Annotated in this window: 22 protein-coding genes and 2 pseudogenes; 15 read left to right on the top strand and 9 right to left on the bottom strand. The window is 74.8% G+C overall.

Annotated elements, in window-relative coordinates:
• Nucleotides 1-214, bottom strand: a pseudogene (locus ACFW1A_RS19820) (hypothetical protein); the annotation flags it as partial.
• Here ACFW1A_RS19820 and ACFW1A_RS19815 point away from each other — a divergent pair.
• Nucleotides 209-388, top strand: a complete 180-nt coding sequence (locus tag ACFW1A_RS19815; RefSeq protein WP_380410401.1) for a hypothetical protein — start codon at nucleotides 209-211, stop codon at nucleotides 386-388. The pseudogene ACFW1A_RS19820 and the gene ACFW1A_RS19815 overlap by 6 nt on opposite strands.
• Here ACFW1A_RS19815 and ACFW1A_RS19810 read toward each other — a convergent pair.
• A complete protein-coding gene (locus ACFW1A_RS19810; RefSeq protein WP_380410403.1) occupies nucleotides 366-1976 on the bottom strand; it encodes a serine/threonine-protein kinase in 1611 nt (536 codons plus the stop codon). The genes ACFW1A_RS19815 and ACFW1A_RS19810 overlap by 23 nt on opposite strands.
• Nucleotides 1977-2330: 354 nt before the next feature.
• Here ACFW1A_RS19810 and ACFW1A_RS19805 point away from each other — a divergent pair, with 354 nt between their 5' ends.
• Together ACFW1A_RS19805 and ACFW1A_RS19800 are read left to right on the top strand one after the other, a co-directional pair.
• The gene (locus ACFW1A_RS19805; RefSeq protein WP_380410400.1) at nucleotides 2331-3053 is read left to right on the top strand and encodes a TetR family transcriptional regulator; all 723 of its coding nucleotides are present in this window, start codon (nucleotides 2331-2333) and stop codon (nucleotides 3051-3053) included.
• 212 nt (nucleotides 3054-3265) lie between these two features.
• Entirely contained in the window at nucleotides 3266-4444 is a 1179-nt protein-coding gene (locus ACFW1A_RS19800) for an alpha/beta hydrolase (protein WP_380410399.1), read from the top strand.
• 7 nt (nucleotides 4445-4451) lie between these two features.
• Here the strand turns inward: ACFW1A_RS19800 and ACFW1A_RS19795 are convergent, their stop codons facing one another.
• A complete protein-coding gene (locus tag ACFW1A_RS19795) occupies nucleotides 4452-5474 on the bottom strand; it encodes an aldo/keto reductase (RefSeq protein WP_380410398.1) in 1023 nt (340 codons plus the stop codon).
• A 122-nt stretch (nucleotides 5475-5596) separates the two neighbouring features.
• On the opposite strand from ACFW1A_RS19795, the gene ACFW1A_RS19790 reads away from it, so the two are divergent.
• From ACFW1A_RS19790 to ACFW1A_RS19780, 3 genes are all read left to right on the top strand, one after another.
• Nucleotides 5597-6430, top strand: coding sequence for a serine hydrolase domain-containing protein (locus ACFW1A_RS19790; RefSeq protein ID WP_380410397.1), 834 nt, complete (start codon nucleotides 5597-5599; stop codon nucleotides 6428-6430).
• A 90-nt stretch (nucleotides 6431-6520) separates the two neighbouring features.
• Nucleotides 6521-6709 carry a DUF397 domain-containing protein gene (locus ACFW1A_RS19785; RefSeq protein WP_380410396.1) on the top strand — a complete coding sequence of 63 codons (189 nt, stop codon included), beginning with the start codon at nucleotides 6521-6523 and terminating at the stop codon, nucleotides 6707-6709.
• A 50-nt stretch (nucleotides 6710-6759) separates the two neighbouring features.
• Nucleotides 6760-7395 carry a hypothetical protein gene (locus ACFW1A_RS19780; protein WP_380410395.1) on the top strand — a complete coding sequence of 212 codons (636 nt, stop codon included), beginning with the start codon at nucleotides 6760-6762 and terminating at the stop codon, nucleotides 7393-7395.
• A 7-nt stretch (nucleotides 7396-7402) separates the two neighbouring features.
• Here ACFW1A_RS19780 and ACFW1A_RS19775 read toward each other — a convergent pair whose 3' ends face one another.
• Both ACFW1A_RS19775 and ACFW1A_RS19770 read right to left on the bottom strand, forming a co-directional pair.
• Entirely contained in the window at nucleotides 7403-9793 is a 2391-nt protein-coding gene (locus ACFW1A_RS19775) for an ATP-binding protein (RefSeq protein ID WP_380410394.1), read from the bottom strand.
• Between the two features lie 129 nt (nucleotides 9794-9922).
• Nucleotides 9923-10696 carry a pirin family protein gene (locus ACFW1A_RS19770; RefSeq protein ID WP_380410393.1) on the bottom strand — a complete coding sequence of 258 codons (774 nt, stop codon included), beginning with the start codon at nucleotides 10694-10696 and terminating at the stop codon, nucleotides 9923-9925.
• 210 nt (nucleotides 10697-10906) lie between these two features.
• Here ACFW1A_RS19770 and ACFW1A_RS19765 point away from each other — a divergent pair, with 210 nt between their 5' ends.
• The 5 genes from ACFW1A_RS19765 (at nucleotide 10907) to fabF (ending at nucleotide 15828) form a co-directional block, all read left to right on the top strand.
• Nucleotides 10907-12076, top strand: coding sequence for a PucR family transcriptional regulator (locus ACFW1A_RS19765; protein WP_380410402.1), 1170 nt, complete (start codon nucleotides 10907-10909; stop codon nucleotides 12074-12076).
• A 95-nt stretch (nucleotides 12077-12171) separates the two neighbouring features.
• Complete coding sequence (locus ACFW1A_RS19760) at nucleotides 12172-13116, top strand: ACP S-malonyltransferase (protein WP_380410392.1); 945 nt, start codon at nucleotides 12172-12174, stop codon at nucleotides 13114-13116.
• Nucleotides 13113-14147, top strand: coding sequence for a beta-ketoacyl-ACP synthase III (locus ACFW1A_RS19755; protein WP_380410391.1), 1035 nt, complete (start codon nucleotides 13113-13115; stop codon nucleotides 14145-14147). The genes ACFW1A_RS19760 and ACFW1A_RS19755 overlap by 4 nt, the downstream gene beginning before the upstream one ends.
• Before the next feature lie 81 nt (nucleotides 14148-14228).
• A complete protein-coding gene (locus ACFW1A_RS19750) occupies nucleotides 14229-14471 on the top strand; it encodes an acyl carrier protein (RefSeq protein WP_380410390.1) in 243 nt (80 codons plus the stop codon).
• 91 nt (nucleotides 14472-14562) lie between these two features.
• Complete coding sequence (fabF, locus tag ACFW1A_RS19745) at nucleotides 14563-15828, top strand: beta-ketoacyl-ACP synthase II (RefSeq protein WP_380410389.1); 1266 nt, start codon at nucleotides 14563-14565, stop codon at nucleotides 15826-15828.
• A 139-nt stretch (nucleotides 15829-15967) separates the two neighbouring features.
• Here the strand turns inward: fabF and ACFW1A_RS19740 are convergent, their stop codons facing one another.
• Together ACFW1A_RS19740 and ACFW1A_RS19735 are read right to left on the bottom strand one after the other, a co-directional pair.
• Nucleotides 15968-16462: a DUF3145 domain-containing protein gene (locus ACFW1A_RS19740; protein WP_380410388.1), complete on the bottom strand. Its 495-nt coding sequence runs from the start codon at nucleotides 16460-16462 to the stop codon at nucleotides 15968-15970.
• Nucleotides 16463-16793: 331 nt separating this feature from the next.
• Entirely contained in the window at nucleotides 16794-17819 is a 1026-nt protein-coding gene (locus tag ACFW1A_RS19735; protein WP_380410387.1) for an NADP-dependent oxidoreductase, read from the bottom strand.
• A 90-nt stretch (nucleotides 17820-17909) separates the two neighbouring features.
• Here ACFW1A_RS19735 and ACFW1A_RS19730 point away from each other — a divergent pair, with 90 nt between their 5' ends.
• Nucleotides 17910-18347: a MarR family winged helix-turn-helix transcriptional regulator gene (locus ACFW1A_RS19730; RefSeq protein WP_380410386.1), complete on the top strand. Its 438-nt coding sequence runs from the start codon at nucleotides 17910-17912 to the stop codon at nucleotides 18345-18347.
• 93 nt (nucleotides 18348-18440) lie between these two features.
• Here ACFW1A_RS19730 and ACFW1A_RS19725 read toward each other — a convergent pair whose 3' ends face one another.
• Nucleotides 18441-21071: an HAD-IC family P-type ATPase gene (locus ACFW1A_RS19725; RefSeq protein WP_380410385.1), complete on the bottom strand. Its 2631-nt coding sequence runs from the start codon at nucleotides 21069-21071 to the stop codon at nucleotides 18441-18443.
• Entirely contained in the window at nucleotides 21064-21420 is a 357-nt protein-coding gene (locus ACFW1A_RS19720) for an ArsR/SmtB family transcription factor (protein WP_380410384.1), read from the bottom strand. Before ACFW1A_RS19720 ends, ACFW1A_RS19725 begins: the two co-directional genes overlap by 8 nt.
• 245 nt (nucleotides 21421-21665) lie before the next feature.
• Between ACFW1A_RS19720 and ACFW1A_RS19715 the strand changes: the two are divergent.
• The 3 genes and pseudogenes from ACFW1A_RS19715 to ACFW1A_RS19705 all read left to right on the top strand — a co-directional run.
• A pseudogene (locus ACFW1A_RS19715) lies at nucleotides 21666-23039 on the top strand (FtsW/RodA/SpoVE family cell cycle protein); the annotation flags it as partial.
• Nucleotides 23040-23559: 520 nt separating this feature from the next.
• Complete coding sequence (locus ACFW1A_RS19710) at nucleotides 23560-25092, top strand: LCP family protein (RefSeq protein WP_380410383.1); 1533 nt, start codon at nucleotides 23560-23562, stop codon at nucleotides 25090-25092.
• Between the two features lie 28 nt (nucleotides 25093-25120).
• Nucleotides 25121-25402 (top strand): hypothetical protein, encoded by a 282-nt coding sequence (locus tag ACFW1A_RS19705; protein ID WP_380410382.1) that lies wholly within the window; start codon nucleotides 25121-25123, stop codon nucleotides 25400-25402.
• Nucleotides 25403-25405: the final 3 nt, after the last annotated feature.

Genomic DNA, 25405 nt, shown 5'->3' with positions numbered 1-25405 from the left:
TCCCCGCACCGGGGGGCCGGCCCTCGGCCGTTGCTCGGGCGCCCTCGGCCTTCGGTCGGGCGCCCGGGGCGCGGCCGGGTGGGCGGCGGTGCGGGTCGCAGCCGGGGGCGGCGGTGCGGGTCGCAGTCTGTTGGGCGACGGTGCGGCCGTGCGCCGTTCGGCCCACTCCGGCGCGCGGGTGGTGCGCGCGGGTGGCGACGATGCCGCCATGCACGAAGACATCCTGCTGCGCGCCCGATGGCTGCTCGGCGAGCTGCAGCTCCCGCCCGCCGAGGCCCTGGTCTGGCTCAAGGACTACTACCCCGACCTCGAACTGGAGGAGCGGGCCCGCTACCTCGACCGGGCCCGCGGCCAGCTGCGCGGGCCTAGTGCACCGTCAGCGAGTTGAGCACGGTGCTGAACTGCTGCTGGGCAGTGGTCCAGTCGCCGCTGGGAACCGCCATGTAGACCGCGTACTCGGTGCCGCTGGCGGCGATGAAGGCCTGGTCGGCGGCGTGCCGCGGGCCCTTCTGGGCGTCGGTGTAGGTGAACTCCCACAGCGCGCCCGGCTGGCCCTGGAAGGTGTTGGCGGTCAGTGTGATCCGGGTGTAGTCGGGTTGCGCGCCGACCGTCTGTTCCAGCTGGGTGAAGTGGTCCACGGAGGACTGGGCGGCGCCCGGGGTCACGCCGAAGCGCAGCAGGTGCAGCCCGCCGTCGGGCGAGTAGTCGATCTGGCCGCCGTTCTCGGTCCGGGTCCAGCCCTGCGGGACGGCCACCCGGAAGCCGGCCGGGTCGTCGGACCAGGTGTAGCCCGCCGGTGCCGGGGTCGCGGCCGGCGGCCGGCTCGCCGGGGCAGCGGTGGTCGTGGTCGCGGTGGCGGTGACCGTCCCGGGTGTCGGTGCCGGGGTCGGCGTCGGCGCGGGGGTGGGCGCGGCGGTCGGCGACGGCGTGGCGGCGGCCGTCGGGGTCGGCGAGCCGGACGCCTTGGCGCCCGAGCCCGAGGACGAGCTGTTGACCACCGCGAAGGCCACCCCGCCGATCAGCAGGGCCAGCAGCACCGCTCCGGCGACCAGCAGCAGCGTCCGGCGGGACCGCCCGTCCGGGCCCGTCGGCGGTGCCCCGGGGGGCGGCCCCGCGGGGCCGGGGCCGGCCGGCGCCGGGAGCGGCAGCGGGGTGCCCGGGGTCGCCGCGGTCGGCAGCGCGGCGGTGCCGGAGGTGTGCATGGTGGCCACCTCGTGCAGCATCCGCCCGGCCTCCTCGGCCGTCGGCCGCTCGGCCGGGTCCTTGCGCAGCAGCAGGTCCAGCACCGGGGTGAGCGGACCGGCGTGGCCGGGCGGCGGCAGCGGCTCGGACAGCACCGCCTGGAGCGTGCTCATGGTGGTGGTGCGGTGGAACGGCGACTGGCCCTCGACCGCGGCGTAGAGCGTGGCGCCCAGCGACCAGAGGTCCGACTCCGGCCCGGGCCGGTGCCCGGCGACCCGCTCGGGGGCGATGAAGTCGGGCGAACCGACGATGTCCCCGGTGCGGGTCAGGCCGGGCGAGCCGGCCAGCACCGCGATGCCGAAGTCGGTCAGCACCACCCGGCCGCCGCGCTCCAGCAGCACGTTGGCGGGCTTGACGTCGCGGTGCAGCACGCCGTGCCGGTGGGCCTGGTCCAGCGCCGCCAGCACCTGTTCACCGACCCGGGCGGCGTCGCGCGGCAACAGGGTGCCCTCCTCGCCGATCACCTCGGCGAGCGAGCGGCCGTCGATCAGCTCCATCACGATCCACGGGCGGCCGTCCTCCTCCAGCACGTCGTGGACGGTGATCACGTTCGGGTGCTTCACCTGCGCGGCCGCGCGCGCCTCCTGCTCCATCCGGGAGTTCAGGGTGGGCAGCTCGCTCTTCGGCACGCCGCCGACGCTCAGCTCCTTGACCGCCACCTGGCGGTTCAGCTTGGTGTCCAGGGCGGTCCACACCGTTCCCATGCCGCCGTGGCCGAGCGGATCACCGAGCAGGTAGCGGCCGGCGAGTAACCGCCGGTCCTGCGGGGCCGCGGCGTCGTCGGGCGGCCGGTGCCCGTCCTCCGGGCGCTCTGCCGGGCGGTCTTCCGGACGCTCTGCCGGGCGGTCTTCCGGCCGGTCCTCTGGGCGGTCTTCTGGGCGCATGGCGGGTCAGCTCTCCGTGCTGGTCCGCGATCCGTGCCCGTCCCCTGCCTCCAGTCTGGCACCAGGGGCGGCCGCCGGGGTGGCGCCCGGACCCCGCCCGTCCCCACGAGCGCATCGGCCGCACGGGCGCCACCCGTTCGAGATTATGTCAGCCACTGACATCAGGCAAGCCATGTCAACCCACCGCCGCGCTATCGTGTTCGCATGGCTCCCACCAGCACGGCGCCCCTGGTCCCCGCGTCCGGCCCGGCGGCCGCCGAACCCGCCGTCACCGGCCTGCGCGAGCGCAAGAAGCAGCGCACCCGCGAGGCGCTGGTGGACGCCGCGCACCGGCTCTTCCTGAGTCAGGGCTACGCCACCACCACGGTGGACGAGATCGCCGCCGCCGTGGACGTCTCCCAGCGCACCTTCTTCCGGTACTTCGCCAACAAGGAGGAGGCCGCACTCGCGGTGCTGGCGGACGCGGAGGACTACTTCGTCGAGCTGCTCCGGGCCCGCCCCGCCGCCGAGCCGCCGCAGCTGGCCATGCGCGAGGCGATCTGCGCCACCTGGCGCGACCTGAGCGCCGCCCACCACCCGGCCGGGCGCGGGGTCACCGCGGCCCTGGAGCTGGTCCAGCTGATCGAGACCACCCCCAGCCTGCTCGCCGCCCACCTGCGCCGCGCCGCCGACCAGGAGCGCCGGGTCGCCGAGATCCTGGCCGCCCGCGAGGGCGTGGACCCGGCCACCGACCTGCGCCCGCGCCTGCTGGCCGCCGTCTTCGGCGCCGCGGTCCGCACCGCCCACCTGTCCTGGACCGCCGAGGCGTCCGGCCGCCCGGCGGAGGAGGACGGGCCGGAGGGCCTGATCACGACGATCCAGCGCCACCTGGACCAGCTCGGCCCGGCGCTGGACGCCGACTGGGGCGACGCCGCCCGGCCGGTCTGACACCCGCTCGGCCGAGCGGTCGGCACCCGGGAACCGGCCCGGGCGTTTGACGCGTCGTCAGGTCAGGCCCGGCGAATTCCCGGACACTGTGATTCAACCCACAGTTTAGGGCGTCTCCATCACCGCTCCGGAGCACCTACGCTGGCCGAACGACCGCATTCGTAGGACCGGCTGTCGCCAGACCAGCTGCCGTACCACCAGGAGTTGACGCGATGCAGCGCAGGCGGCTGAAGCGGATGCTGATCGGTGCCTTCGCCACCTGTGCGGTGCTGGCCGACGCCGGTGCCGCCGCCGCCCAGGCCGCCGCCTCCAACGAGCAGGTGGCCATCACCACCCCGCCGGCCGGCTCCGCCGCCTGGGTGCAGGACCGCTCGCTGGGCCACCCGCTGCCGGACCCCGCCACCGCCGCGCCGGCCGCCGTCGCCGCCTTCTTCGCCACCCTCACCGCCGCCCAGCAGGACCGGCTGGCGCACAGCTACCCGCTGGTGGTCGGCAACCTGGACGGCGCCCCGCTGCAGCTGCGCTACCGGGCCAACGCGCTGGCCGTCGCCCAGGAGGTCGAGCACGCCAAGGCGCAGGCCGCGGACCCGTCGCTGGACGCCACCGCACACGCGCTCGCCGTCTCCCGGGCCAACGACTGCCAGGCGCTGCTCACCCCGGGCCGGCAGATCCTCTCCTTCGACCCGCGCGGGCGCGGGCTGGCCAGCGAGGTCTTCGGCGACCTGGCCACCGCCCAGCGGGTCTCGGTGATCGTGCCGGGCTCGGACACCGACCTGGGCCACTTCGACCGGACCGTGGAGCCGCTGCGCTCCCCCGCCGGGATGGCCCGCGCCCTGCGCGCCGAGGAGCAGCGCCAGTCCCCCGGCACCAGCACCGCGGTGGTCGCCTGGACGGGCTACGTGACCCCGGTGGGCCTGGGCCCGGACGCGGTCACCTCGCGACTGGCCGACGCCGGCGCGCCCCGGCTGCAGCGGCTGCTCGCGGGCCTGGCCGTCACCAGCGCGCCGGCCGCCCCGCCGGCCCTGTTCTGCCACTCGTACGGCTCGGTGGTCTGCGGCACGGTGGCGCCCGGGCTGCGCGGCGAGACCACCGACCTGGTGGTGCTGGGCAGCCCGGGCATGGGCGTGAGCAGTGCCCAGGACCTGGGCACCGGGGTGCACGTCTGGGCCACCCGCAACCCCACCGACTGGATCGGCAACGTCCCCTACCTGGAGGTCGGGGGGCTGGGCCACGGGGCCGACCCGACCGGCGCGGACTTCGGCGCCGAGGAGATCTCCTCGGCCGGTGCCGCCGGCCACATGGGCTACTTCGCCGACGGCACCGCGAGCCTGCACAACTTCGCCGCGATCGCGCTGGGCGACTACCAGGCGGTCAGCTACCGGATCAGCTGATCCGGGGTCACTCCCGGCCGGCCGAGCTGAAGCTCATGTCGGCGTAGCGGTTGCCCGCGACCTCGCCGCCGATCGGCTCCAGCAGCGCGAGCTCCGCCGCGGTCAGGGTGAGCGTGGCCGCCGCCGCGTTCTCGGCCAGCCGGGTGCGCTTGCGGGTGCCCGGGATCGGCACCACGACCAGCTTGTGCACCTCGGCCTGCTGGTGCACCCAGGCCAGCGCCACCTGGGCCGCGGTCACCCCGCGCTCCTCGGCCACCTGCTGGATCGGGGCGACCAGCGCGGCGTTGGCGGCGGCGTTCGGGCCGGTGAACCGCGGCATGCTGCGCCGGAAGTCGTCCGCCGCCAGCTGGTCGGCGTTGGCGAAGGAGCCGGTCAGGAAGCCGCGCCCGAGCGGCGAGTACGGCACGAAGGCGATGCCGAGCTCGGCGGCCGCGCCGACCACGGTGCGCTCGACGTCGCGGGAGAACAGCGACCACTCCGACTGCACGGCGGCGATCGGGTGCACCGCGTGCGCCTCGCGCAGTTCGGCGCCGGTCACCTCGGACAGGCCCAGGTGCTTGACCTTGCCGGCCGTGACCAGCTCGGCCATCGCGCCCACCGACTCGGCCAGCGGCACCTGCGGGTCGCGCCGGTGCATGTAGTACAGGTCGATCACGTCCACCCCGAGCCGGCGCAGCGAGGCGTCCACCGCGCTGCGGATGTAGGCCGGGTCGTTGCGCACGCCGCGGTAGGTCGGGTCGTCCGCGCGGCGCTCGATGGCGAACTTGGTGGCCAGCACCACCTGCTCGCGGTGGGCCCGGACGAACGGGCCGATCAGCTCCTCGTTGTGGCCGCTGCCGTAGATGTCGGCGGTGTCGAACAGGGTGACCCCCGCCGCCAGCGCGGCGTCCAGCGTGGCCAGCGCCTCGGTGGTGTCGGTGGGCCCGTAGAACTCGCTCATCCCCATGCAGCCCAGGCCCTGGACGCCCACCAGCGGGCCGCCGGTGCCGAGTTCGACGGTGGGCAGCTTGCTCGTGGCCTCGTTGCTCATTGCGGTGCCTCTTCCCGGTCGGTGATTGCGGCGGCTCCGACGCTATCGACTTCGAGTGCACTCCAAGCAAGGCCGACCCGCCCGTCCCCGGGACTGTCCGGACTCCTGCGATCATTCCTGTCATGGAGAGCCTGAAGATGATCGAGGACTGGCCCGTCGACACGGCGGCCGTGGCGGTGGTGCGGGGCGCGGACGGCGCGCTGCTGGGCGCGCACGGCCCGCAGCAGCACCGGTTCCAGCTCGCCTCGGTGACCAAGCCGCTGACCGCCTACGCCGCGCTGGTCGCCGTCGAGGAGGGCGTCTTCGAGCTGGACGACCCGGCCGGGCCCGCCGGCTCCACGGTGCGCCACCTGCTCGCCCACACCTCCGGCCTGGCCTTCGACGAGGCGCGCGAGACGGCCGCCCCGGGCACCCGGCGGCTCTACTCCAACGCCGGCTTCGACGTGCTCGCCGCCGCCCTGGCCGAGGCCGCCGGCATCCCGTTCGAGCAGTACGCGGCCGAGGCCGTCTTCCAGCCGCTCGGCATGACCGCCACGGCCATCGAGGCCACCCACCGCACCCCGGCCGGCGCCGGCGGCACCTCCACCGCGGCCGATCTGGCCCGGTTCGCCGCCGAGCTCCAGGCCCCGCGCCTGCTCCACCCCTCCACCGTCGCCGCCGCCACCCGCGAGGTCTCCTTCCCCGGCCTGAGCGGCGTGCTGCCGGGCTACGGCCACCAGAAGCCGAACGACTGGGGCCTGGGCTTCGAGATCCGCGACCACAAGTCCCCGCACTGGACCGGCGCCCTCTCCTCCCCCGACACCTTCGGCCACTTCGGCCAGTCCGGCACCTTCCTCTGGGTCGACCCCGGGGCGGGCGTCGCCTGCGTGGCCCTGGCCGACCGCGACTTCGGCCCGTGGGCGGCCCAGGTCTGGCCGGCGCTGACGGACGCGGTGCTCACCGAGCTGCGCGGCTGACCGGGCACCGCCGCTCGGCCGGGCCCCGACCGGAGAGCGAGCTCCGGCCGGGGCGTTTGACTCCGCCCGGCCCGAGGAAAGCTGTCCGGCATGCAGTGGCACGAGAGCACGCACAGCGAGGGCGACGGCGGCGAGTGCGTGGAGGTCGCCATGGACTTCGCCGCCATGATCCCGGTCCGCGACAGCAGGGACCCGTACGGTCCCCAACTCGCCTTCAGTCCGGCCGCCTGGTCGGACTTCGTCCAGGGCGTCGGCACGGTGGAGCTCGACGCCGCCTGACGCCTGCGGCCCGAGGCGCTCCGGGACCCGCGCCCGGCTACCGTCTCCCCATGACCCCGACCCGCCGCACCGCCCTCACCGCCCTCGCGGGCTCGGCCCTCCTGCTCACCGGCTGCGGCTCCCCGCACCACCGCGGCCGGGCCGCCCGGCCGGACCCCGCCGCACCCGCGGGCGACCTCACCGTCATGATCATCCGACACGGCGAGAAGCCCGCCGACGGCACCCCGGGCCGCGACGACGACGGCCGCCCGGACAACTCCTCCCTCACCGCCCGCGGCTGGCAGCGCGCCGACGCGCTCCCGCGCCTCTTCACACCCCAACCCGCCCCGGGCCTGCGGACCCCGACCACCGTCTACGCCGCCACCGACACCGGCCCCCACGCGGGCGCCCACCGGATGCGCCAGACCGTCACCCCGCTCGCGAAGCAGCTGGGCCTCACCCTCGACCTCGACTACGCCGAGACCCGGGAAGCCGCCCTCGCCGCCTCCGTCACGACCCGCCCCGGCCCGGTGCTGATCTGCTGGGAGCACTCCCGGATCCCCGCCATCACCAAGGCCCTCGCCCCCACCGCCGGCGCCCCCACCACCTGGCCCGACCGCTTCGACCTGGTCTGGATCCTCACCCGCACCAACGGCACCTGGTCCTTCCACCAGACCGACCAGCACCTCCTGCCCGGCGACGCCTGAGACTCCGTCAGTCGGCGGCCCCCGCCGCAGTGGCCAACTCCACCGCGATCCGGTCGCGCAGCGCAGTCGCCCTCGGGTCGTCGTACTCGGCCAGCAGTCGGAGGGCCGCCACCCGGTTCTCGCGCGCGCCGGCCGGGTCGACCGCGGCCAGGCAGGTCGCCAGACCGTCCAGTGCCCGTGCCTCCTGCCAGCCGTCACCGATCGCGTGCTGGGCGGTGGCGGCCAACCGGTGGAAGCCGACGGCCTCGTGAGCGCGCCCGAGCTCCTGGTAGGCCTCCCCCGTCCCCTGCCAGGCCAGGGCCTCGCGGCTGCGGTCACCCAGCCTGCGGTTGAGCACGGCCGCCCGCCGGTAGGCCTCCAGCGCCTCTGCCGCAGCCCCGGCCGCACGCTGGGCGTCGCCCAGGGTGAGCAGCCAGAATCCCTCCAGCCGCTGGTCCCGCAAGGTCAGCGCGATCTCCACGGCCTCCTGGGCCGCCGCCAGGGCTTCGGCCGACTCGCCGGCCTCGCGCCGGAGCTCGCTCAGCATGCGCAGCGCGTTCCCCGCACCGCGCGGGTTGGCCAGCTCGCGGTGGACGCGCAGCGCCTCGCGCACGGCCGCCTCGGCCGGTGGCAGCTCTCCCGCGCGCTGGTGGACCGCTGCCAGGTTGGCGAGTGCGGTGGCTGCCCACCGGGCCGCGCCGTGTTCCCGGAAGGCCTCGATCGCGCGCTCGAAATCGTCGGCCGCCTCCGCCAGGCGACGACGACGCAGCTGCACCAGCCCGATCAGATTGAGTGCGTGTGCCTCGCCGACGCGGTCGCGGAGTTCCCGCCGGATCGCCAGCTCCCGCCGGTGGCAGTCGAGGCTGTCACCCAGCTCGTTGACCCTGGTGCGGGCCATGCCGAGCTGGCCGAGCAGCAGGGCCTGCGCGGCCCGGTCACCCAGGCGTTCCGCCGCCGCCAGCGCGGTCGGACCCACCGCGAGCCAGTCCGCTCCCGGTGCGGACGGGGCCTGCGCGTTCCAGTACACCGCGCCCAACTGCCAGGCCAGCCGGTCGTGTCCGGTCTCGGCCGCGTTCCGGACCGCCTGCGGCAGGTTGGCCCGCTCGCGCTCGGCCCAGTCCACCGCCGCGTTGTAGTCGGAGAGGACCGGCGGCACCACCGCCTCGTCGGCGTCGGGCAGGGTGAGCCGGTCCTCCCCCGGACTGATCCAGTGCTGGGCGGCGTCGGCGGCGTGCAGGTACCACTCCAGCACGCGCCGCGACGCGGCCTCCCGGTCCGCACGCGGTTCCTCCAGCTGGACCTGGTCGGTCGCGTAGGCGCGCAGCAGGTCGTGGAACTGGTAGCGGTCCGGGGCGACCTGCTCCAGCAGGTGGGCACCGACCAGGGAGTCCAGCAGCTGACGGGCGCGTCCCACGGTCAGCGCGGCCAGCGCGGCGGCCGCCTGCACCCCGAACTCCGGCCCGGGGTGCAGGCCGAGCAGCCGGAAGAGCCTGGCGACCGGTGCGGGCAGCGCGCGGTAGGACCAGGCGAACACGGTCCGGACGGCATCGGCCTCTTCGTCGTCCCCCAGGCTCAGCGCGTCCCACAGGGCCGACTCGTCGCGCAGTTCGGCGATCATCTCGTCCAGTCCCAGGTGCGGGCGACCGGCCGCGCGCTCCGCCGCGATGCGCAGGGCCAGGGGCAACCGCGCGCACAGCCGGGCGAGTTCGGCGAGCTGTTCCGGGGCGTCCCGGGTCCTGGTGTCGGCGATGACGGCGTGCAGCAGCGCCACCGCCTCGGGCTCCGGCAGCGTGCCGAGCGTCAGCCGGAGCGCCCCGTCGCGCACGGCCAGGCCGGACAGTCGGCTGCGGCTGGTGACGACCACCAGGCTGCTGGTGCCGCCGGGCAGCAGCGGGCGCACCTGGGTCGCGGTGGCCGCGTTGTCCAGGACCACCAGCACCCGGCGCTCGGCCAGCAGCGACCGGTAGAGCGCGGCCGCGGCGTCCGCGTCCTCCGGCACGGACCTCCCCTCGACTCCCAACCCCACGAGGAACTGTTGCAGCGCCTGCCGGGCGGTGACCGGGACCCCCGGATCGTAGCCGCGCAGGTTGACGTAGAGCTGGCCGTCCGGGAAGCGGTCGCGGATCCGGTGGGCCCAGCGCAGGGCCAGCGCGGTCTTTCCGGCTCCGGCGGTGCCGGCGATGACGATCAGGGTCGCGGAGCCCGCCGCCTCCGGGGCCGGCAGGGCCTCGGTCAGTTGACGGATCTCCTCGACCCGGTTGACGAAGCCTCGCACGTCGGCGGGGAGCTGCCGGGGCGTCGGGCCGGCGGAGTCGGGCTCGGTGGCCACGTGCACGTGGACGCCGCCGCTGATCGTCCTGGCCTGGAACACGGCACGGGCCGTCCCGGACATGTCGTTCCGGGTGCTGTCGCTGGTCACGGTGGTCCCTGCTCCGATCCCCCAAGTGGCGGGCTCCGGTCGGGCTCCCGGCTGTGGGACGTCCGGGAGTTCCGACGGGGCAACGGCAGCTGGCCATCGTACCGCTGACGGTGGCTCAGTGGGGCGTCGTCAGCCCAGCAGCAGGCCCGATCCCATCTGCCACAGCAGCAGTTCCGCGCCCTCCTCGCCGGCGACCGGGTGGGCGAAGGCCTCGGCCGTGATGCGGAGGCTGTCGCCGGGGGTCATCGAGCGGCCCTGGCCGCGCGGGCCCGGGATGGTGCGGTAGCCGAGGGAGCCGCGGGTGAGGTGGGCGTAGCGGTGGGGGGCGGCGGGGAGGTCGGGGAGGGGGGTGCCGGGGGCGGCGGTGACCAGCCAGAGGGCCGCGTCGGCGCGGCGCAGGCGCAGGGCCGGCGAGTCGGCGTGGGCGGGCAGGCCGGAGGCGAGCAGGGTCAGGCCGTCGGCGGCGGGGGTCACCGAGCGCAGGCCGTACGCCGGCGGGGTGCCGAAGCGGTCGGGCTGGAGCCACATCTGCACGAAGCGCACCGGGACGTCGGACCCGCCGACGTTCCGCTCCGTGTGCGAGATCCCGGAGCCCGCGCTGAGGTGCTGCACCATGCCGGGGCGCACCACGCCCGCGTGGCCGTCGGAGTCGCGGTGGGCCAGGGCGCCCTCCAGGACCCAGGTGAGGATCTCGGTGTCCCGGTGCCGGTGCTCGTCGAATCCGGCACCGGGGGCCAGGGTCTCCTCGTTGCACGCCTGGAGCGCCGCGAAGTGGATGTTCTTCGGGTCGTAGTGGCCGGAGAAGGAGAACGCGTGCCGGGTCAGCACCCCCGGCACGGGCTCGGAGGTGTGGCGTTCGGCGGCGCGGCGCAGGTCGGCCCGGGGGCGGTCAGGGTCGGTCACCCGACCCACCGTAGTGGTGCCGGACGGGGGCGGGCGCGAAATGCGGGCCCGCCGTGAGGCAGTCTTGTCCCTGTGCCAGACCGTTCAGAAGCCCCCGACACCGCCCCGCCGCGCGACGGCGCCGCCACGCCGCCGGGCGAGCAGCCCGCCAAACCCCGCCGCGCGGTGCGGCGCAGCGCCAGCTCCGGCGGGACCGCCGTGGAGCGCAGACTGGCGGCCGAGCGGGCCGAACTGCGCGCCGCCACCCTGAAGCGGTTGGAGAAGTCGGCGGGCAAGCTGGCCACCGCGGCCATCGCCCGGATGGACGACCAGCTCGGCTGGTACCGCCGGATGCCGCCGGAGCACCGCTCCTGGATCGGCCTGGTGGCCCAGGCGGGCATCGCCGCCTTCACCGAGTGGTACCGGCACCCGGACGCCCCGCAGGCGATCTCCACCGACGTGTTCGGCACCGCGCCGCGCGAGCTGACCCGGGCCATCACGCTGCGTCAGACCGTCGAGCTGATCCGCACCACCATCGAGGTGATGGAGGAGGCGATCCCGGAGGTCGCGGCGCCCGGCGACGAGGACGGCATGCGCGAGTCGGTGCTGGTCTACGCCCGCGAGATCGCCTTCGCCACCGCCCAGGTCTACGCCCAGGCGGCCGAGGCGCGCGGCGCCTGGGACGCCCGGCTGGAGGCGCTGGTGGTCAACTCGCTGCTCTCCGGGGACGCCGACGAGGGCGTGCTGTCCCGGGCCGCCGCGCTCGGCTGGGGCCAGCCCAGCCAGGTCCGGGTGGTGATGGGCAGCGCCCCGGACGGGGACAGCGAGGCCGTGGTGGAGGCGATCCGCCGGGCCGCCCGGTACGCCCGGCTGCACGTGCTCACCGGTGTGCTCGGCAAGCGCCTGGTGGTGGTGGTCGGCGGCGACAAGGAGCCGGTGCACGCCGCCCGCGCGCTGATCGGCCAGTTCGCCCCGGGCCCGGTGGTGGTCGGCCCGACCGTGGGCGACCTGCTCTCGGCCACCCGCTCCGCGCACGCGGCGGCGGCCGGGCTGAAGGCCTGCGCGGCCTGGCCGGACGCCCCGCGCCCGGTGCTGGCCGACGACCTGCTGCCCGAGCGCGCGCTGGCCGGTGACCAGGTGGCGCGCCGTCAGCTGGTGGAGGAGATCTACACACCGCTGGACGAGGCCGGCTCGGCACTCCTGGAGACGCTGAGTGTCTATCTGGAGCAGGCCTCCTCGCTCGAAGGCGCCGCCCGGATGCTCTTCGTTCACCCGAATACCGTGCGCTACCGGCTCCGTCGTGTGACTGACGTCACTGGCTACGCGCCCTCGGACGTGCGTTCGGCGTTCACGCTGCGCATCGCCCTGGCTCTGGGCAGGCTCGAGTCAACCTCGGACTGAACCGGTCACCCTGTAGGGATCCCACAATCCACGCTGCTTTTCTTCGTTACCGTCGCCTACCCGCCCTCGGGCGCCTGGCGAGAGAGGGTTGAACCGTGCTCGTTATCGTCGCCCCTGGACAGGGTGCCCAGACCCCCGGATTCCTCAGCTCCTGGCTGGAGCTCGACGGCATGGCCGACCGGCTCGGCCGTTGGTCCGAGGTGGCCGGGATCGACCTGGTGCACTACGGGACCGAGGCCTCGGCCGAGGAGATCAAGGACACCGCGGTGGCCCAGCCGCTGCTGGTGGCCGCCGGCCTGCTGACCGCCCGCGCGCTCTTCCCCGACGAGGAGCTGGCCCGCCGACTGGTCGGCGCCGTGGCCGGCCACAGCGTCGGCGAGATCACCGCCGCGGCCGCGGCCGGCGTGCTCTCGGCCCACGACGCGCTCACCTTCGTGCGCGAGCGCGGCCGCGCGATGGCCGAGGCGGCCGCCGTCACCGAGACCGGCATGACCGCGGTCCTCGGCGGCGACCCGGAGGAGGTCGCGGCCAAGCTGGCCGAGCACGGCCTCACCCCGGCCAACAACAACGGCGGCGGCCAGATCGTCGCGGCCGGCACCCTGGTCGAGCTGGAGGCCCTCAAGGCCGACCCGCCGGCCAAGGCCAAGCTCATCCCGCTCAAGGTGGCCGGTGCGTTCCACACCCACCACATGGCCCCGGGCGTCAAGCGACTGAGCGAGCTGGCCCCCACCCTGACGGTGGCCGACCCGGCGGTCGCGTACGTCTCGAACAAGGACGGCGAGGTCGTCGCCTCCGGTGCCGAGGTGCTGGCCCGGCTGGTCTCGCAGGTCTCCAACCCGGTCCGCTGGGACCTGTGCATGGAGACCATCGAGCAGCTCGGCGCGACCTGCGTGATCGAGGTCTCGCCCGCCGGCACCCTGACCAACCTGGTCAAGCGCAACGTCAAGGGTGTGGCCACGCTCGCCCTCAAGACCCCGGACGACCTGGACAAGGCTCGCGCCCTGGTCGCCGAGCACACCGGTGAGGAGAACGCCGTATGACCGACGCCCCCCAGATCCGCCCCGCCGCCGGCGCCGCGTACTCCCGGATCCTCGGGGTGGGCGGCTACCGCCCGGTCCGCGTCATCCCCAACACCGAGGTGCTCACCTGGATCGACTCCTCGGACGAGTGGATCCGCACCCGCAGCGGGATCACCGAGCGCCGCTGGGCCGGCCCGGAGGAGACCGTGGCCGAGATGTCCGTGCAGGCCGCCGGCAAGGCGATCGCGCAGGCGGGCATCGACCCGGCGCAGATCGGCGCCGTGGTCGTGGCCACCGTGACCCACCTCAAGCAGACCCCGGCGATCGCCACCGAGATCGCGCTGCGGCTCGGCTGCCCGACCGCGCCGGCCTTCGACATCTCGGCGGCCTGCGCCGGCTTCGGCTACGGCCTGAACCTGGCCGACGGCATGATCCGCGGCGGCAGCGCCGAGTACGTGCTGGTGATCGGCGTCGAGCGGCTGAGCGACCTGACCGACAAGAGCGACCGGTCCACCGCCTTCATCTTCGGCGACGGCGCCGGCGCGGCCATCGTCGGCCCGTCCGACACGCCCGGCATCGGCAAGGTCATCTGGGGCTCGGACGCGACCCAGAAGGACGTCATCTCGCAGACCGAGGCCTGGGACACCGCGTTCGCGCTCGACGGCGCGGTCAACGGCGCCGGCGACGACACCAAGTGGCCCGCGCTGCGGATGGACGGCCAGCCGGTCTTCCGCTGGGCCGTCTGGGAGATGGCCAAGGTGGCCCAGCAGGCCCTGGACGCCGCCGGGGTGACGGCCGATCAGCTCGGCGCGTTCATCCCGCACCAGGCCAACATGCGGATCACCGACGCCATGATCAAGGCGCTCAAGCTCCCCGAGTCGGTCCCGGTCGCCCGGGACATCGCCGAGACCGGCAACACCTCCGCGGCCTCCATCCCGCTGGCCATGGAGCGGATGCTGGAGAGCGGCGAGGCCAAGAGCGGAGACCTCGCCCTGATCATCGGGTTCGGGGCGGGTCTGGTCTACGCGGCGGCAGTCGTTACCCTCCCATAGGCACCAAAAGCGCCTTACGTACCGTCACCGTGGTGGCCCGCACCCGCGGGTCACCGGATATCACAATGAGGAGCAGCCAAGATGGCTACCAAGGACGAGGTCCTCGAGGGTCTCGCTGAGATCGTCAACGAGATCGCCGGCATCCCCACCGAGGACGTCGCACTCGACAAGTCCTTCACCGACGACCTGGACGTCGACTCGCTCTCCATGGTCGAGGTCGTCGTGGCTGCTGAGGAGCGCTTCGACGTCAAGATCCCGGACGACGAGGTCAAGAACCTGAAGACCGTTGGCGACGCGGTGGACTACATCATCGCCAACAGCTGATCCACCCTCCCCGGGGAGCTCCGGCTCCCCGGGGAACCCCTCCGCCCTGGTGCTCCAGGCCCGCCTCCGCACAGTGAGAGAAGACAGACCAGTGACCACTGAAAACCGCACCGTGGTAGTCACGGGTATCGGCGCCTTCACGCCGCTGGGCGGCGACGCCGCCAGTACCTGGGAGGGGCTGCTCGCCGGCCGTTCCGGGGTCCGCGCGCTCGAGGAGGAGTGGGCCGCCGATCTGCCGGTGCGGATCGCCGCCCGGACCGCGGTGGAGCCCGGCGAGGTGCTCCCGCGCCCGCTGGCCCGCAAGCTGGACCGCTCGGCGCAGTTCGCGCTGATCGCCGCCCGCGAGGCCTGGGCCGACGCGGGCTTCAAGACCGCCGCCACCGCCGAGGACGCCGAGGTCGTCCCCGAGCGCCTGGGCGCGGTGATCGCCTCCGGCATCGGCGGCGTCACCACCCTGCTGGACCAGTACGACATCCTCAAGGAGCAGGGCGTCCGCAAGGTGTCCCCGCACACCGTGCCGATGCTCATGCCCAACAGCCCGTCCGCCAACGTCGGCATCGAGGTCGGTGCCCGGGCGGGCGTGCACACCCCCGTCTCCGCCTGCGCCTCCGGCGCCGAGGCGATCGGCTACGCGATCGAGATGATCCGCACCGGCCGCGCCGACGTCGTGGTGGCCGGCGGCACCGAGGCGGCGATCCACCCGCTGCCGATCGTGGCCTTCTCCAACATGATGGCCATGTCCAAGAACAACGAGGAGCCGCAGCGCGCCTCCCGCCCGTACGACAAGGCCCGTGACGGCTTCGTGCTGGGCGAGGGCGCCGGCGTGGTGGTGCTGGAGTCCGCCGAGCACGCGGCGCGCCGCGGCGCCCGGGTCTACTGCGAGGCGGTCGGCCAGGGCCTCTCCTCGGACGCCCACCACATCGCCCAGCCCGAGCCGACCGGCTCCGGCGTGGCGCGCGCGCTGGCCCACCTGTTCGCCTCCACCGACCTGGAGAAGGCCGAGGTCGTGCACGTCAACGCGCACGCCACCTCGACCCCGCAGGGCGACGTCGCGGAGATCAAGGCGCTGCGCAAGGAGCTCGGCGAGCACCTGGACCACGTAGCCGTCTCCGCCACCAAGTCGATGACCGGCCACCTGCTGGGCGGCGCCGGCGGCATCGAGACGGTCGCCACCGTGCTGGCCCTGCACCACCGCCAGGCCCCGCCGACCATCAACGTCGAGGACCTGGACGACGAGGTCGACGCCGACATCGTCCGCTTCGAGCCGCGCGAGCTGCCGGCCGGCCGGATCGCCGCGCTGAACAACTCGTTCGGCTTCGGCGGCCACAACGTGGTGCTGGCCTTCCGCACCGTCTGACGCCGGTCCTGGACGGCCCCGCCTGCTCGGCAGGCGGGGCCGTCGGCGTCCCGGGAGCCCGGGCCGGCGCGGCTCGGACTCGGACACGGACACGGACTCGGACCGCCCCGGTCGGGCGCGGCTCGGACCACCCGGTGGCTCAGACCACCTGGTGCAGCCAGCGCACCGGCGCGCCCTCGCCGGCGTACCGGAACGGCTCCAGCTCGTCGTCCCAGGGCTTGCCGAGCAGCCGGGACAGCTCGGCCTCCAGGTCGGTGCCCTCGCTGCGGGCGCGCAGCAGCACCGCGCGCAGCCGGTCCTCGGGGATCAGGATGTCCCCGTGCAGGCCGGTGACGGCGTGGAAGATGCCCAGCGTCGGCGTGCTGGAGTAGCGCTCGCCCTCCGCGCCCGTGCACGGCTCGCTGGTCACCTCGTACCGCATCAGCTGCCAACCGCGCAGCGCGGAGGCCAGCTTGGAGGCGGTGCCCACCTCCCCCTGCCAGGACAGCTCGGAGCGCCACTGGCCGGGCGCGGCGGGCTGACGGATCCAGTCAAGGCTCACCCGCGCGCCTAGTACGCCCGCCACCGCCCATTCGACGTGCGGGCACAGCGCGCGGGGCGCGGAGTGGATGTACAGGACTCCACGTGTCGTCACCGGGACCTCCTGGCTGTGGACGAGGGTCGCCTTCCCCAGCTGCCTCGTGCCGGTGGCCGGTCGGTCCTGGCGCCACTTGGCTCGACTCCTGCCCGTTTGCTGCTCAGGTCAATCGACATTCGGTGACTAACTTGAGCAAAACGGACAGGCTTGAACCATGGTAGTCAGTTCGCGGGGGAGGTCTACCCCTGATCGGTATCTCTCCCCCGAACGGCCCCATCGAGTGGCGCACGCAGAACGCCGCGCGCCCCGACGGAATCCCGCCGGGGCGCGCGGTGCTGACGCCGGGCCAGGTGACCTGCCATCACCTGAGCCCGGGTCGGACCGTGGGTCAGCCGTCCAGTCGGACGACCATCTTGCCGGTGTTGCCACCGTGCAGCAGGCTCAGGAAGGCGTCCATGGTGTGCTCGATGCCGTCCACCACGGTCTCCTCGTAGGCGAGCTTGCCCTCCTTCAGCCAGCCGGCCACCTCGGCCACGAACTGCGGCTGCAGCGCGGCGTGGTCGCCGACCAGCAGGCCCTCCAGCCGCAGCCGCTTGCCGATCGCCAGCGCGAGGTTGCGCGGACCGGCCGGCGGGGTGGTGTCGTTGTACTGCGCGATCGCGCCGCAGAGCACCGCCCGGCCGTGCACGCCCAGGGCCGAGATCGCGGCCTCCAGGTGGTCGCCGCCGACGTTGTCGAAGTACAGGTCGATGCCCTCCGGCGCCGCCTTGGCCAGCTGCTCGGCCACCGGGGCGTCCTTGTAGTTGAAGGCCGCGTCGAAGCCGAACTCGTCCACCAGGGTGGCGACCTTCTCGGCGGTGCCGGCCGAGCCGACCACCAGCGAGGCGCCCTTGAGCTTGGCGATCTGGCCGACCAGCGAGCCCACCGCGCCGGCCGCGCCGGAGACGAAGACCCGGTCCCCCTCCTTGAGGGCGCCGACCTCGAGCAGCCCGGCGTAGGCGGTCAGGCCGGGCATGCCGAGCACGCCGAGGTAGTAGGAGAGCGGGGCGTGCTCGGCGTCCACCTTGACCGCGTGCGCCGCCTTGACGGTGGCGTACTCGCGCCAGCCGCCGAAGTGCAGCACCGCGTCCCCGACCTCGAAGCCCTCGGCCGCGGAGGCGACCACGTGGCCGACCGCGCCGCCGTCCATCGGCCGGTCCAGCTGGAACGGCGGGGTGTAGGACTTCACGTCGTTCATCCGCCCGCGCATGTACGGGTCCACCGACAGGTAGGCGTTGCGGACCACCACCTCGCCGGGCTCGGGCGAGCGCACCGGCGCCTCGACGAGCGCGACGTCGGTGGGGACCGGCCAGCCGTTCGGGCGGGCCTTGAGGTGCCACTCGCGGGCGGTGGCGGGGACGGGCTGCGCGGCCATCGAGATGCTCCTGACATGAAAGGTTGACTTACTGAAGCAACAGTGGACCTGAAAGGTTCAGGTTGTCAAATATTCAGGTAGACTCAATCCATGGAGACTCAGCCTGCTACCGATGACCTGACCCGCGAGGTGGTCGACCTCATGGCGGGGCTGGTCGCGCTCTTCCACCGCGAGTACGAGGAGGCCGCCGCCGCCCGCTCGCTCACCGGCGCCCAGGCGAAGGTGCTGGCCCTGCTGCGGCGCGGGCCGATGCCGATGCGCCACATCGCCCAGACCCTCAGCTGCGAGCCGTCCAACATCACCGGGATCGTCGACCGGCTGGAGCTGCGCGGCTTCGTCACCCGGGAGGCCGACCCGCAGGACCGCCGGGTCAAGCTGGTCGCGGCCACCGAGGCCGGTCAGGACGCCTCGGCGGAGCTGCGCGAGTCGCTGAACTTCGCCCGCGAGCCGCTGGCCGCCCTGGACGAGACCGAGCGCCGCACGCTGCGCGACCTGCTGCAGCGGATGCTGAGCGGCGCCACCGTCTGACGCCGCCCGGCGCACCCCGCGGATCCCCGCTCGGCCCCCGGCCACCGGGGCGGCCGACCCCCGGGGCCCCGGCAGCTCGGCGGCGGACCGCTCTCAGCAGCCGGCCGCCGGGCCGAACCGGCGCCACAGCGCCCGCCCGGCCAGCAGCAGCCCCGTGTACCCGGTCACCACCAGCGCCAGCGGGCCGTACGCACCGCCGGGCAGCGGGGCCAGGCCCAGCGCCGCGCCGAACGGCGTCGGCGGCAGCAGCAGTGCCACCGCGGCCAGGCCCGCCGCCGCCCACCCGACCGGGCGCGACGGCCGCACCCCGGACCCGCGTCCGCCCAGGCCCGAGAGCACCGGCAGCGCCACCGCCTGGGTGAGCAGGTTCTCGGTGAACCAGACGGTGTGGAAGGCCGTCTCGGAGCCCGGCGCGCCGAAGCCGACTCCGCTGCCGCCCAGCACGGCGAAGAGCGCGAGGTCGGAGACCGAGTTGAGCAGGCCGAAGACCACCGCGAACCCGGCCAGCGTCCCCCAGGCGAGCCGCACCGGCCGCTCGCCCGGGCGCACCGGGCGCCCGCCCACCGCGAGCGAGAGCTGGGCCGCGTCGAAGCAGATGTTCTGCAGCAGCACCTGGGTCGGCAGCATCGGCAGGAACGGCAGCAGCACCCCGCCGACCAGCATCGACAGCGCGTTGCCCAGGTTGCAGGAGAGGGCTATCCGCAGGTAGGCCGCCGTCCGGGCGACCGCCTCCCGGCCCGCCGCCAGCGCCTGACCGACCGCGGCCAGGTCGCGCCCGCCCAGCTGCAGGTCGGCCCGGGCGCGCGCGGCGCCGACCGCGCCGGCGGTGGCGATGCCGACGTCCGCGGCACGCAGCGCCGGCACGTCGTTGACCCCGTCGCCGAGGTGGCCGACCGTCCGGCCGGACCGGCGCAGCGCCCGGACCACCCGGGCCTTCTGCTCCGGGTCGCAGCGCGCGAAGACCACGCCGGACGCGGCCGCGGCGGCCAGCTCCCGGTCGTCCAGCCCGGCCAGCTCGCGGCCCAGCAGCACCCCGGGCACGGGGAGCCCCAGCTGCTCGCACAGCCGCACCGCGGTGCCCGGGTGGTCTCCGGTGAGCACCGTCACCGTCACGTTCGCGGCGGTCAGCCCGGCCAGCGCCGCGGCGGCGCCGTCGACCGGATCGTCCCGCAGCGCCACGAAGCCGAGCAGCTCCAGCGGCTCCTCGGGCGCGACCGCCCCCAGCCGCGCCGGGCCCTCGGCCCGGGCCACCGCGAGCAGCCGCGACCCGGCCTCCGCCCGCCGCGCGACCAGCCCGGCCAGGCGCTCCCGCTCGGCCCCGGTCAGCGCGGTGCAGCGCTCCAGCACCGACTCGGGTGCGCCCTTGACCACCAGCAGCTGCCGCCCGGCGCCGCCGAGCAGCACCCCGCCGGTGCGCCGGACCGCGTCGAACGGCAGCACCTGGCGCACCGTCAGCCCGGACACCGCGGTCGGCAGCCCCGCCGCGTCGGCGGCGGCCAGCAGCGCCTCGTCGAGCGGGTCGAAGTCCCCGGCGCCGGCCTCCAGCACCGCCGCCTCGGCCACCACGGCGGCCCAGCGCAGCGGCGCGGGGTCGGGGTGGCCGTGCGGGTCGAGGCCGCCGGCCACCGCGTCCTCACCGGTGGTCAGGGTCCCGGTCTTGTCCAGGCAGAGCACGTCCAGCGCGCCCAGCTCGCCGACTGTCGGCAGCCGGCGCACCAGCAGGCCGTGCCGCCCCAGCTCCCGCCCGCCGCGGGCCAGCACCGAGCTGACCACCACCGGCAGCAGCTCGGGGGTCAGCCCGACCGCGGCGGCCACCGCGAACGGCAGCAGCGACCTGCTCCAGCCGTGCAGCAGGGTGTCCGCCAGCACGGTGGCCGGCACCGCCGCCGCCATGAAGACGAGCAGCGCCCGCACCGCCCGCCGGACCCCGCGCTGCACCGCCGACGGGCCGAGCGCGGCCCCGGTCGGCCGGTGCGCGGCGCCGAACAGCGTGGCCGCCCCGGTGGCCAGCACCAGCGCGGTGGCGGAGCCGGTGCGCACGGCGGAGCCGGCGTGCAGCAGGTGGGGCTCCTCGAACGGGCTCGGCGCGGCCGGCGGCGGCAGGTCGGGGGCGGACCGGGCGACCGGCCCGCTCTCCCCGGTCAGCGCCGACTGGTCCACCGTCAGGCCCTCGGCCCGCAGCAGCCGCAGGTCGGCCGGGACGGCGTCGCCGGCGGCCAGCCGGACCACGTCGCCCGGGACCAGCTGCTCGGCGGGCACCTCGCGGGCCAGCGGCAGCTCGCCGGTCCCGGCCCGGCGCAGCACCGTCACGGTGCCCGGCAGCAGCTCGCGCAGTTCCCGCAGCGCGGCGGCCGAGCGGTGCTCGCCGACCAGCCGCAGCAGCACGGCGGCCGACACCAGCACGCCGAGCACCGCCGCCCCGCCGTACGCCCCGATCACCGCGCTGACCACGGTCAGCGCGCCGAGCAGGGCGGTGAACGGGTCGGCCAGGGCGGACCGGGTGCGCCGCGTCCAGCCGGGCTCGGGCTGCGGGAGCACGGTGTTCTCGCCGTACTGGACGAGCCGCTCCTCGGCCTGGCCCTCGGTCAGGCCGCGGGCCCCGGTGTCCAGCGCGCGCAGCAGCTGCAGGCGGCTCTGCCGGGCCGCACCGCCCGGGCGGTCCGGTGCGGACCGCAGGTCCCGGGCACCGCCGGCCGGCTGCGGGCGGGCGCCGGGGTCAGGCACCGCTGCTCCGCAGCTGCCGGACCACCTCGCCGCCCTGGGCCTGGGGGTCCAGCTTCGCCACCATCAGCCGCACCAGGTCGGCCACCTGCGGGTCCTCGACGCCGTAGACCTGGCGCCGGCCCTCGCGGCGGTTGGAGACGATGCCGGCCAGCTTGAGCTTGGCCAGGTGCTGGCTGACCGCCTGCAGCGTGCCGCCGACCCGCTCCGCCAAGGTGCCCACGTCGGCCTCGCCCTGGCTGAGCACCCAGACGATGTGCAGGCGCATGGTGGAGGCGAGCAGGCCGAAGTTGGCCGCCGCCTGCTGCATCAGCTGCGGGGAGGGGTCGTCGAGCCTGGTCCAGCCCGTCATCCGTGAAATCGCCCTCTCCGTGGTCGCGAGGCGCTCAGTCTAACGGCGGCGCCGCGGGGCGCACAGGGTGGTTCCGGACACCGCCGCGCGCGGGGCGGTGGCCCGTGCGACCCGCTCGGCGTGCGAGAATTCGCCGGTCCAGTGAGCCGTGCCGGTGGGGAGTTCGTGTGATAGGCAGCCAGCGGGCCAGTCTGCGGGCGGAGGGGCGCCGTGCCGCGGACGGCAGGCGCAACCTGGAGCTGGCGATGCTGGGCTTCGCCCTGCTGGTCTCGTTCTTCGCGTACATCGACGCCGACGAGGCGATGAACCACAAGCTGCCCCCGGGGCTGCTGGTCTACGGGGTCTCGTTCAGCCTGCTGGCGCTGGCCGCGCACCTGGCGGTGCGCCGGTTCGCCCGGTACGCGGACCCGTTGATCCTTCCCTGCGCCACCCTGCTCAGCGGGATCGGCCTGGTGCTGCTCAACCGGCTCGACCAGTCCTACGCGATCGTGCACGCGGCCAAGGGCGACTACCAGAAGCTGCCCAGCGCCCCGTCGCAGGTGATGTGGCTGTTCATCTCGGTCGCCGCGGCGATCGTGCTGATCGTGGCGGTCAAGCACCACCGGTTCTTCCAGCGCTACGTCTACCTGATCATGGTGGGCGCGCTGGTGCTGCTGATGGCGCCGGCCTTCTTCCCCGGCGACAGCTTCGGCGCCAAGCGCTGGATCCGGCTGCCCGGCATCTCGCTGGAGCCGGACGAGTTCGTGAAGCTGGCGATCTGCGTCTTCTTCGCCGGCTACCTGATGGTCAGCCGGGACGCGCTGGCGCTGGTCGGCCGCAAGGTGCTGGGCCTGAGCCTGCCGCGCGGGCGCAACGCCGGACCGGTGCTGGCGATCTGGGTGATCAGCCTGCTGGTGCTGATCTTCGAGCGCGACCTGGGCACCTCGCTGATCTTCTTCGGCGTCTTCATCGTGATGCTGTACGTGGCCACCGAGCGGACCAGTTGGACGGTGCTCGGCCTGCTGATGGCGGTCGGCGGTGCCACCGTGGTCGGCACCCTGGAGCCGCACGTGCACGGCCGGGTGGAGGCCTGGCTACACCCGCTGGACATCTACAAGCCGGTGCACGACAAGGCACTGATCTCCGACCAGCCGGCCCAGGCGCTGTTCAGCTTCGGCACCGGGCACCTCAGCGGCACCGGCCTGGGCCTGGGCCGGCCCTGGCTGATCGGCTTCGCCGGGCGCAGCGACTTCATCTTCACCACGGTCGGCGAGGAGCTGGGCCTGGCCGGGGTGATCGCGGTGCTGCTGGTCTACGTGCTCTTCATCCAGCGCGGGATGAAGACCGCGCTGACCCTCACCGACCCGTTCGGCAAGCTGCTGGCCACCGGTCTGGCCAGCGCGGTGGCGCTGCAGATCTTCGTGGTGGTGGGCGGTGTCACCGGGCTGATCCCGCTGACCGGCAAGGCGCTGCCGTTCCTCGCCGCGGGCGGCTCCTCGACCATGGCGAACTGGCTGCTCACCGCGCTGCTGATCAAGCTGAGCGACGCCGCCGGGCGGACCCAGCTGGAGCCGGAGCCGGAGCCGTCGGGCACCATCGCGCCGATCCCGGCGCCGGCGGCCCAGCCGGAGCCGGAGGCCGCGGCGGCCGGCGAGCCGGGCGCGGACCGGACCATGTACCTGCGGGGGGCCGCCCAGGCGCCCGCCCCCGGTCCGGGCAGCACGCCGCCGCCGTACGGGCGGGCCACGGTGCACGGGACGGCGACCCCCGCCCAGCCGACGCCGGTGCCGCCGGGCCCGGCCCACGCCGCGCCCGCGACACCCGCACCCGGCACGCCCGTGCCCGGGCAGCCGACCCCGGCCCAGCCGCAGCAGGTGGTGCCCGGTCAGGCCACCGGCGGGCCGCAGCATCCGATGCCGGGTCAGCCGATGCCGGGTCAGCAGCCGGGCCAGTTCCCCGAGTCGTCCGGGTACTGACCGCCCGTTGCGCCGTTCGGTGGTTTCCCCGGCGGTCCTGTGCCGCCGGGGGTTGCGCCGCGGCCAATAGTTGCTAGATTGCGCAAGTGTGCAACTGGATGCCTGAGCGGAGCGTCTTCCCCTTCGACTGCGTGAAGGAGCAGCCTGCCTTCCGGTCCGTCGGCGACCGTACGGAGACACTTCGATGACCGAGCGTCCGGGCAAGGGGCGTGCGAGCGGCCCGCCCGAGGGCACGTCCACTGTACGCCGCGAGCCGGGCGGCGCCCACCCCCGCCGCCACCGGCTGGCGAAGGTGGCCGGCCTGACCGTGGCCGGCCTCGTGCTGACCGCCGCCGGCGCCGGGTTCGCCTTCTACGAACACCTCAACGGCAACCTGTCCATCTTCAGCGGGGCCGGCATCGCCAGCTCCCGGCCGCCGGACGGGCCCAGCGACGGCTCCGGCTCACGGCCCGTCAACCTGCTGCTGCTCGGCTCCGACAGCCGGGCCGGCGGCAACGACGCGCTGGGCGGCGGCGAGCCCGGCCCGGGCAACTCGGACACCGCGATCCTGCTCCACGTCTACGCCGACCACCGGCACGCGGTGGCCGTCTCGATCCCGCGCGACTCGTTGGTGGACATCCCGCCGTGCCTGCTGCCGACCGGCAGGTGGACCGCGCCGCAGCACAACCAGATGTTCAACTCGGCCTTCTCGGTCGGCGCCTCCCAGGGCGGCAACCCCGCCTGCTCGCAGAACACCGTGGAGGCGATGACCGGCCTGCGGGTCAACCACACCGTGGTGATCGACTTCAAGGGCTTCGCCACCATGACCTCGGCCGTGGGCGGGGTGCCGGTCTGCGTGCCCAACGACGTGAACGGCTTCGGCATCCACCTGAAGAAGGGCCGTCAGGTGGTCTCCGGCCAGACGGCGCTGGACTACGTGCGGGCCCGGCACGGCATCGGGGACGGCTCCGACATCGGGCGGATGAAGCGTCAGCAGGCCTTCCTGGCCGCGCTGGCCAAGAAGATCCAGGACAAGGGCTTCGACCTGACCGCGCTGCTGCCGCTGTCGGACGCGGCGACCAAGTCGCTCACGGTCGACCCGGACCTGGGCACGGCGATGAAGCTGGCCGTCTTCGTCCAGTCGCTGCGCTCGATCAAGCTCTCCGACGTCAGCTTCGTGACCGCGCCCTGGCGGTACGCCGGCGACCGGGTCGCCCTGGTGCACCCGGACGTGGATACCCTGTGGACGCTGCTGCGGCAGGACCGCACACTGAACGGCCAGAACACCGGGCAGATCGACCCGCCCACCGCCGTCGCCGCCGCCGCGTCGCCGACCGACCCGACGGTGGCGGTCACCGTGCTCAACGGCAGCGCGACCCCGGGGCTGTCGCTGCGCGGGGTGAGCGAGCTCAAGGCGCAGGGCTACCAGGACGTGGTGGCCAGTACCGAGGGGACCGAACACGCCGTCACCACCATCGGCTACACCACCGGGCACCGGGCGGACGCCGAACAGCTGGCCCAGCACTTCCCCGGCGCCGCACTGAGCGCCACGGCGGAGGCGGCCACGCCGCTGACCGTCACCCTGGGGGCGGACTACGCGGCCACCGCCGCGCCCACCGCCGCCGCCGAGGCCACCGGCAGCTCCGCGCCGTCGCCGTCACCGACCGGGCTGCCCAGCGGGATCGCGCAGAACACCCGGCCCGGCGACGCCGACCCGTGCGCCGGCCTCGTCTACTGACCGCACTCCGGAAGGAAGTCCGCCGACCATGAACCGGGGGGACCACCGGTCCACCGATGCCGCAGCACTGCGCCTGGCCGCCGCAGTCGCCGAGATCGAGGGCCTGCACGCGGCCCTGCTGCACACCGTGGAGCCCGGCCGCCGCAAGCGCCTGCTCGCCGAGCTGGCCCGCGCCGCCGAGCGCCTGGCCGCCCTGGCCGCCGCCCCGCCCGCCCGGGTCCCCGCCCAGGCCCGCGGCAACTCGCCGCGCCAGCGCCGGCGCCGGGCCCTGCTGCGCGGGGCCGACTGGCTGGCCCGCCGCCTGGGCTGAGGC

This window comes from Kitasatospora sp. NPDC058965, from assembly GCF_042741245.1.
Taxonomy (GTDB): domain Bacteria; phylum Actinomycetota; class Actinomycetes; order Streptomycetales; family Streptomycetaceae; genus Kitasatospora.
The sequence above is the reverse complement of the archived record's forward strand: the minus strand, read 5'-3'. Positions and strand labels throughout refer to the sequence as shown.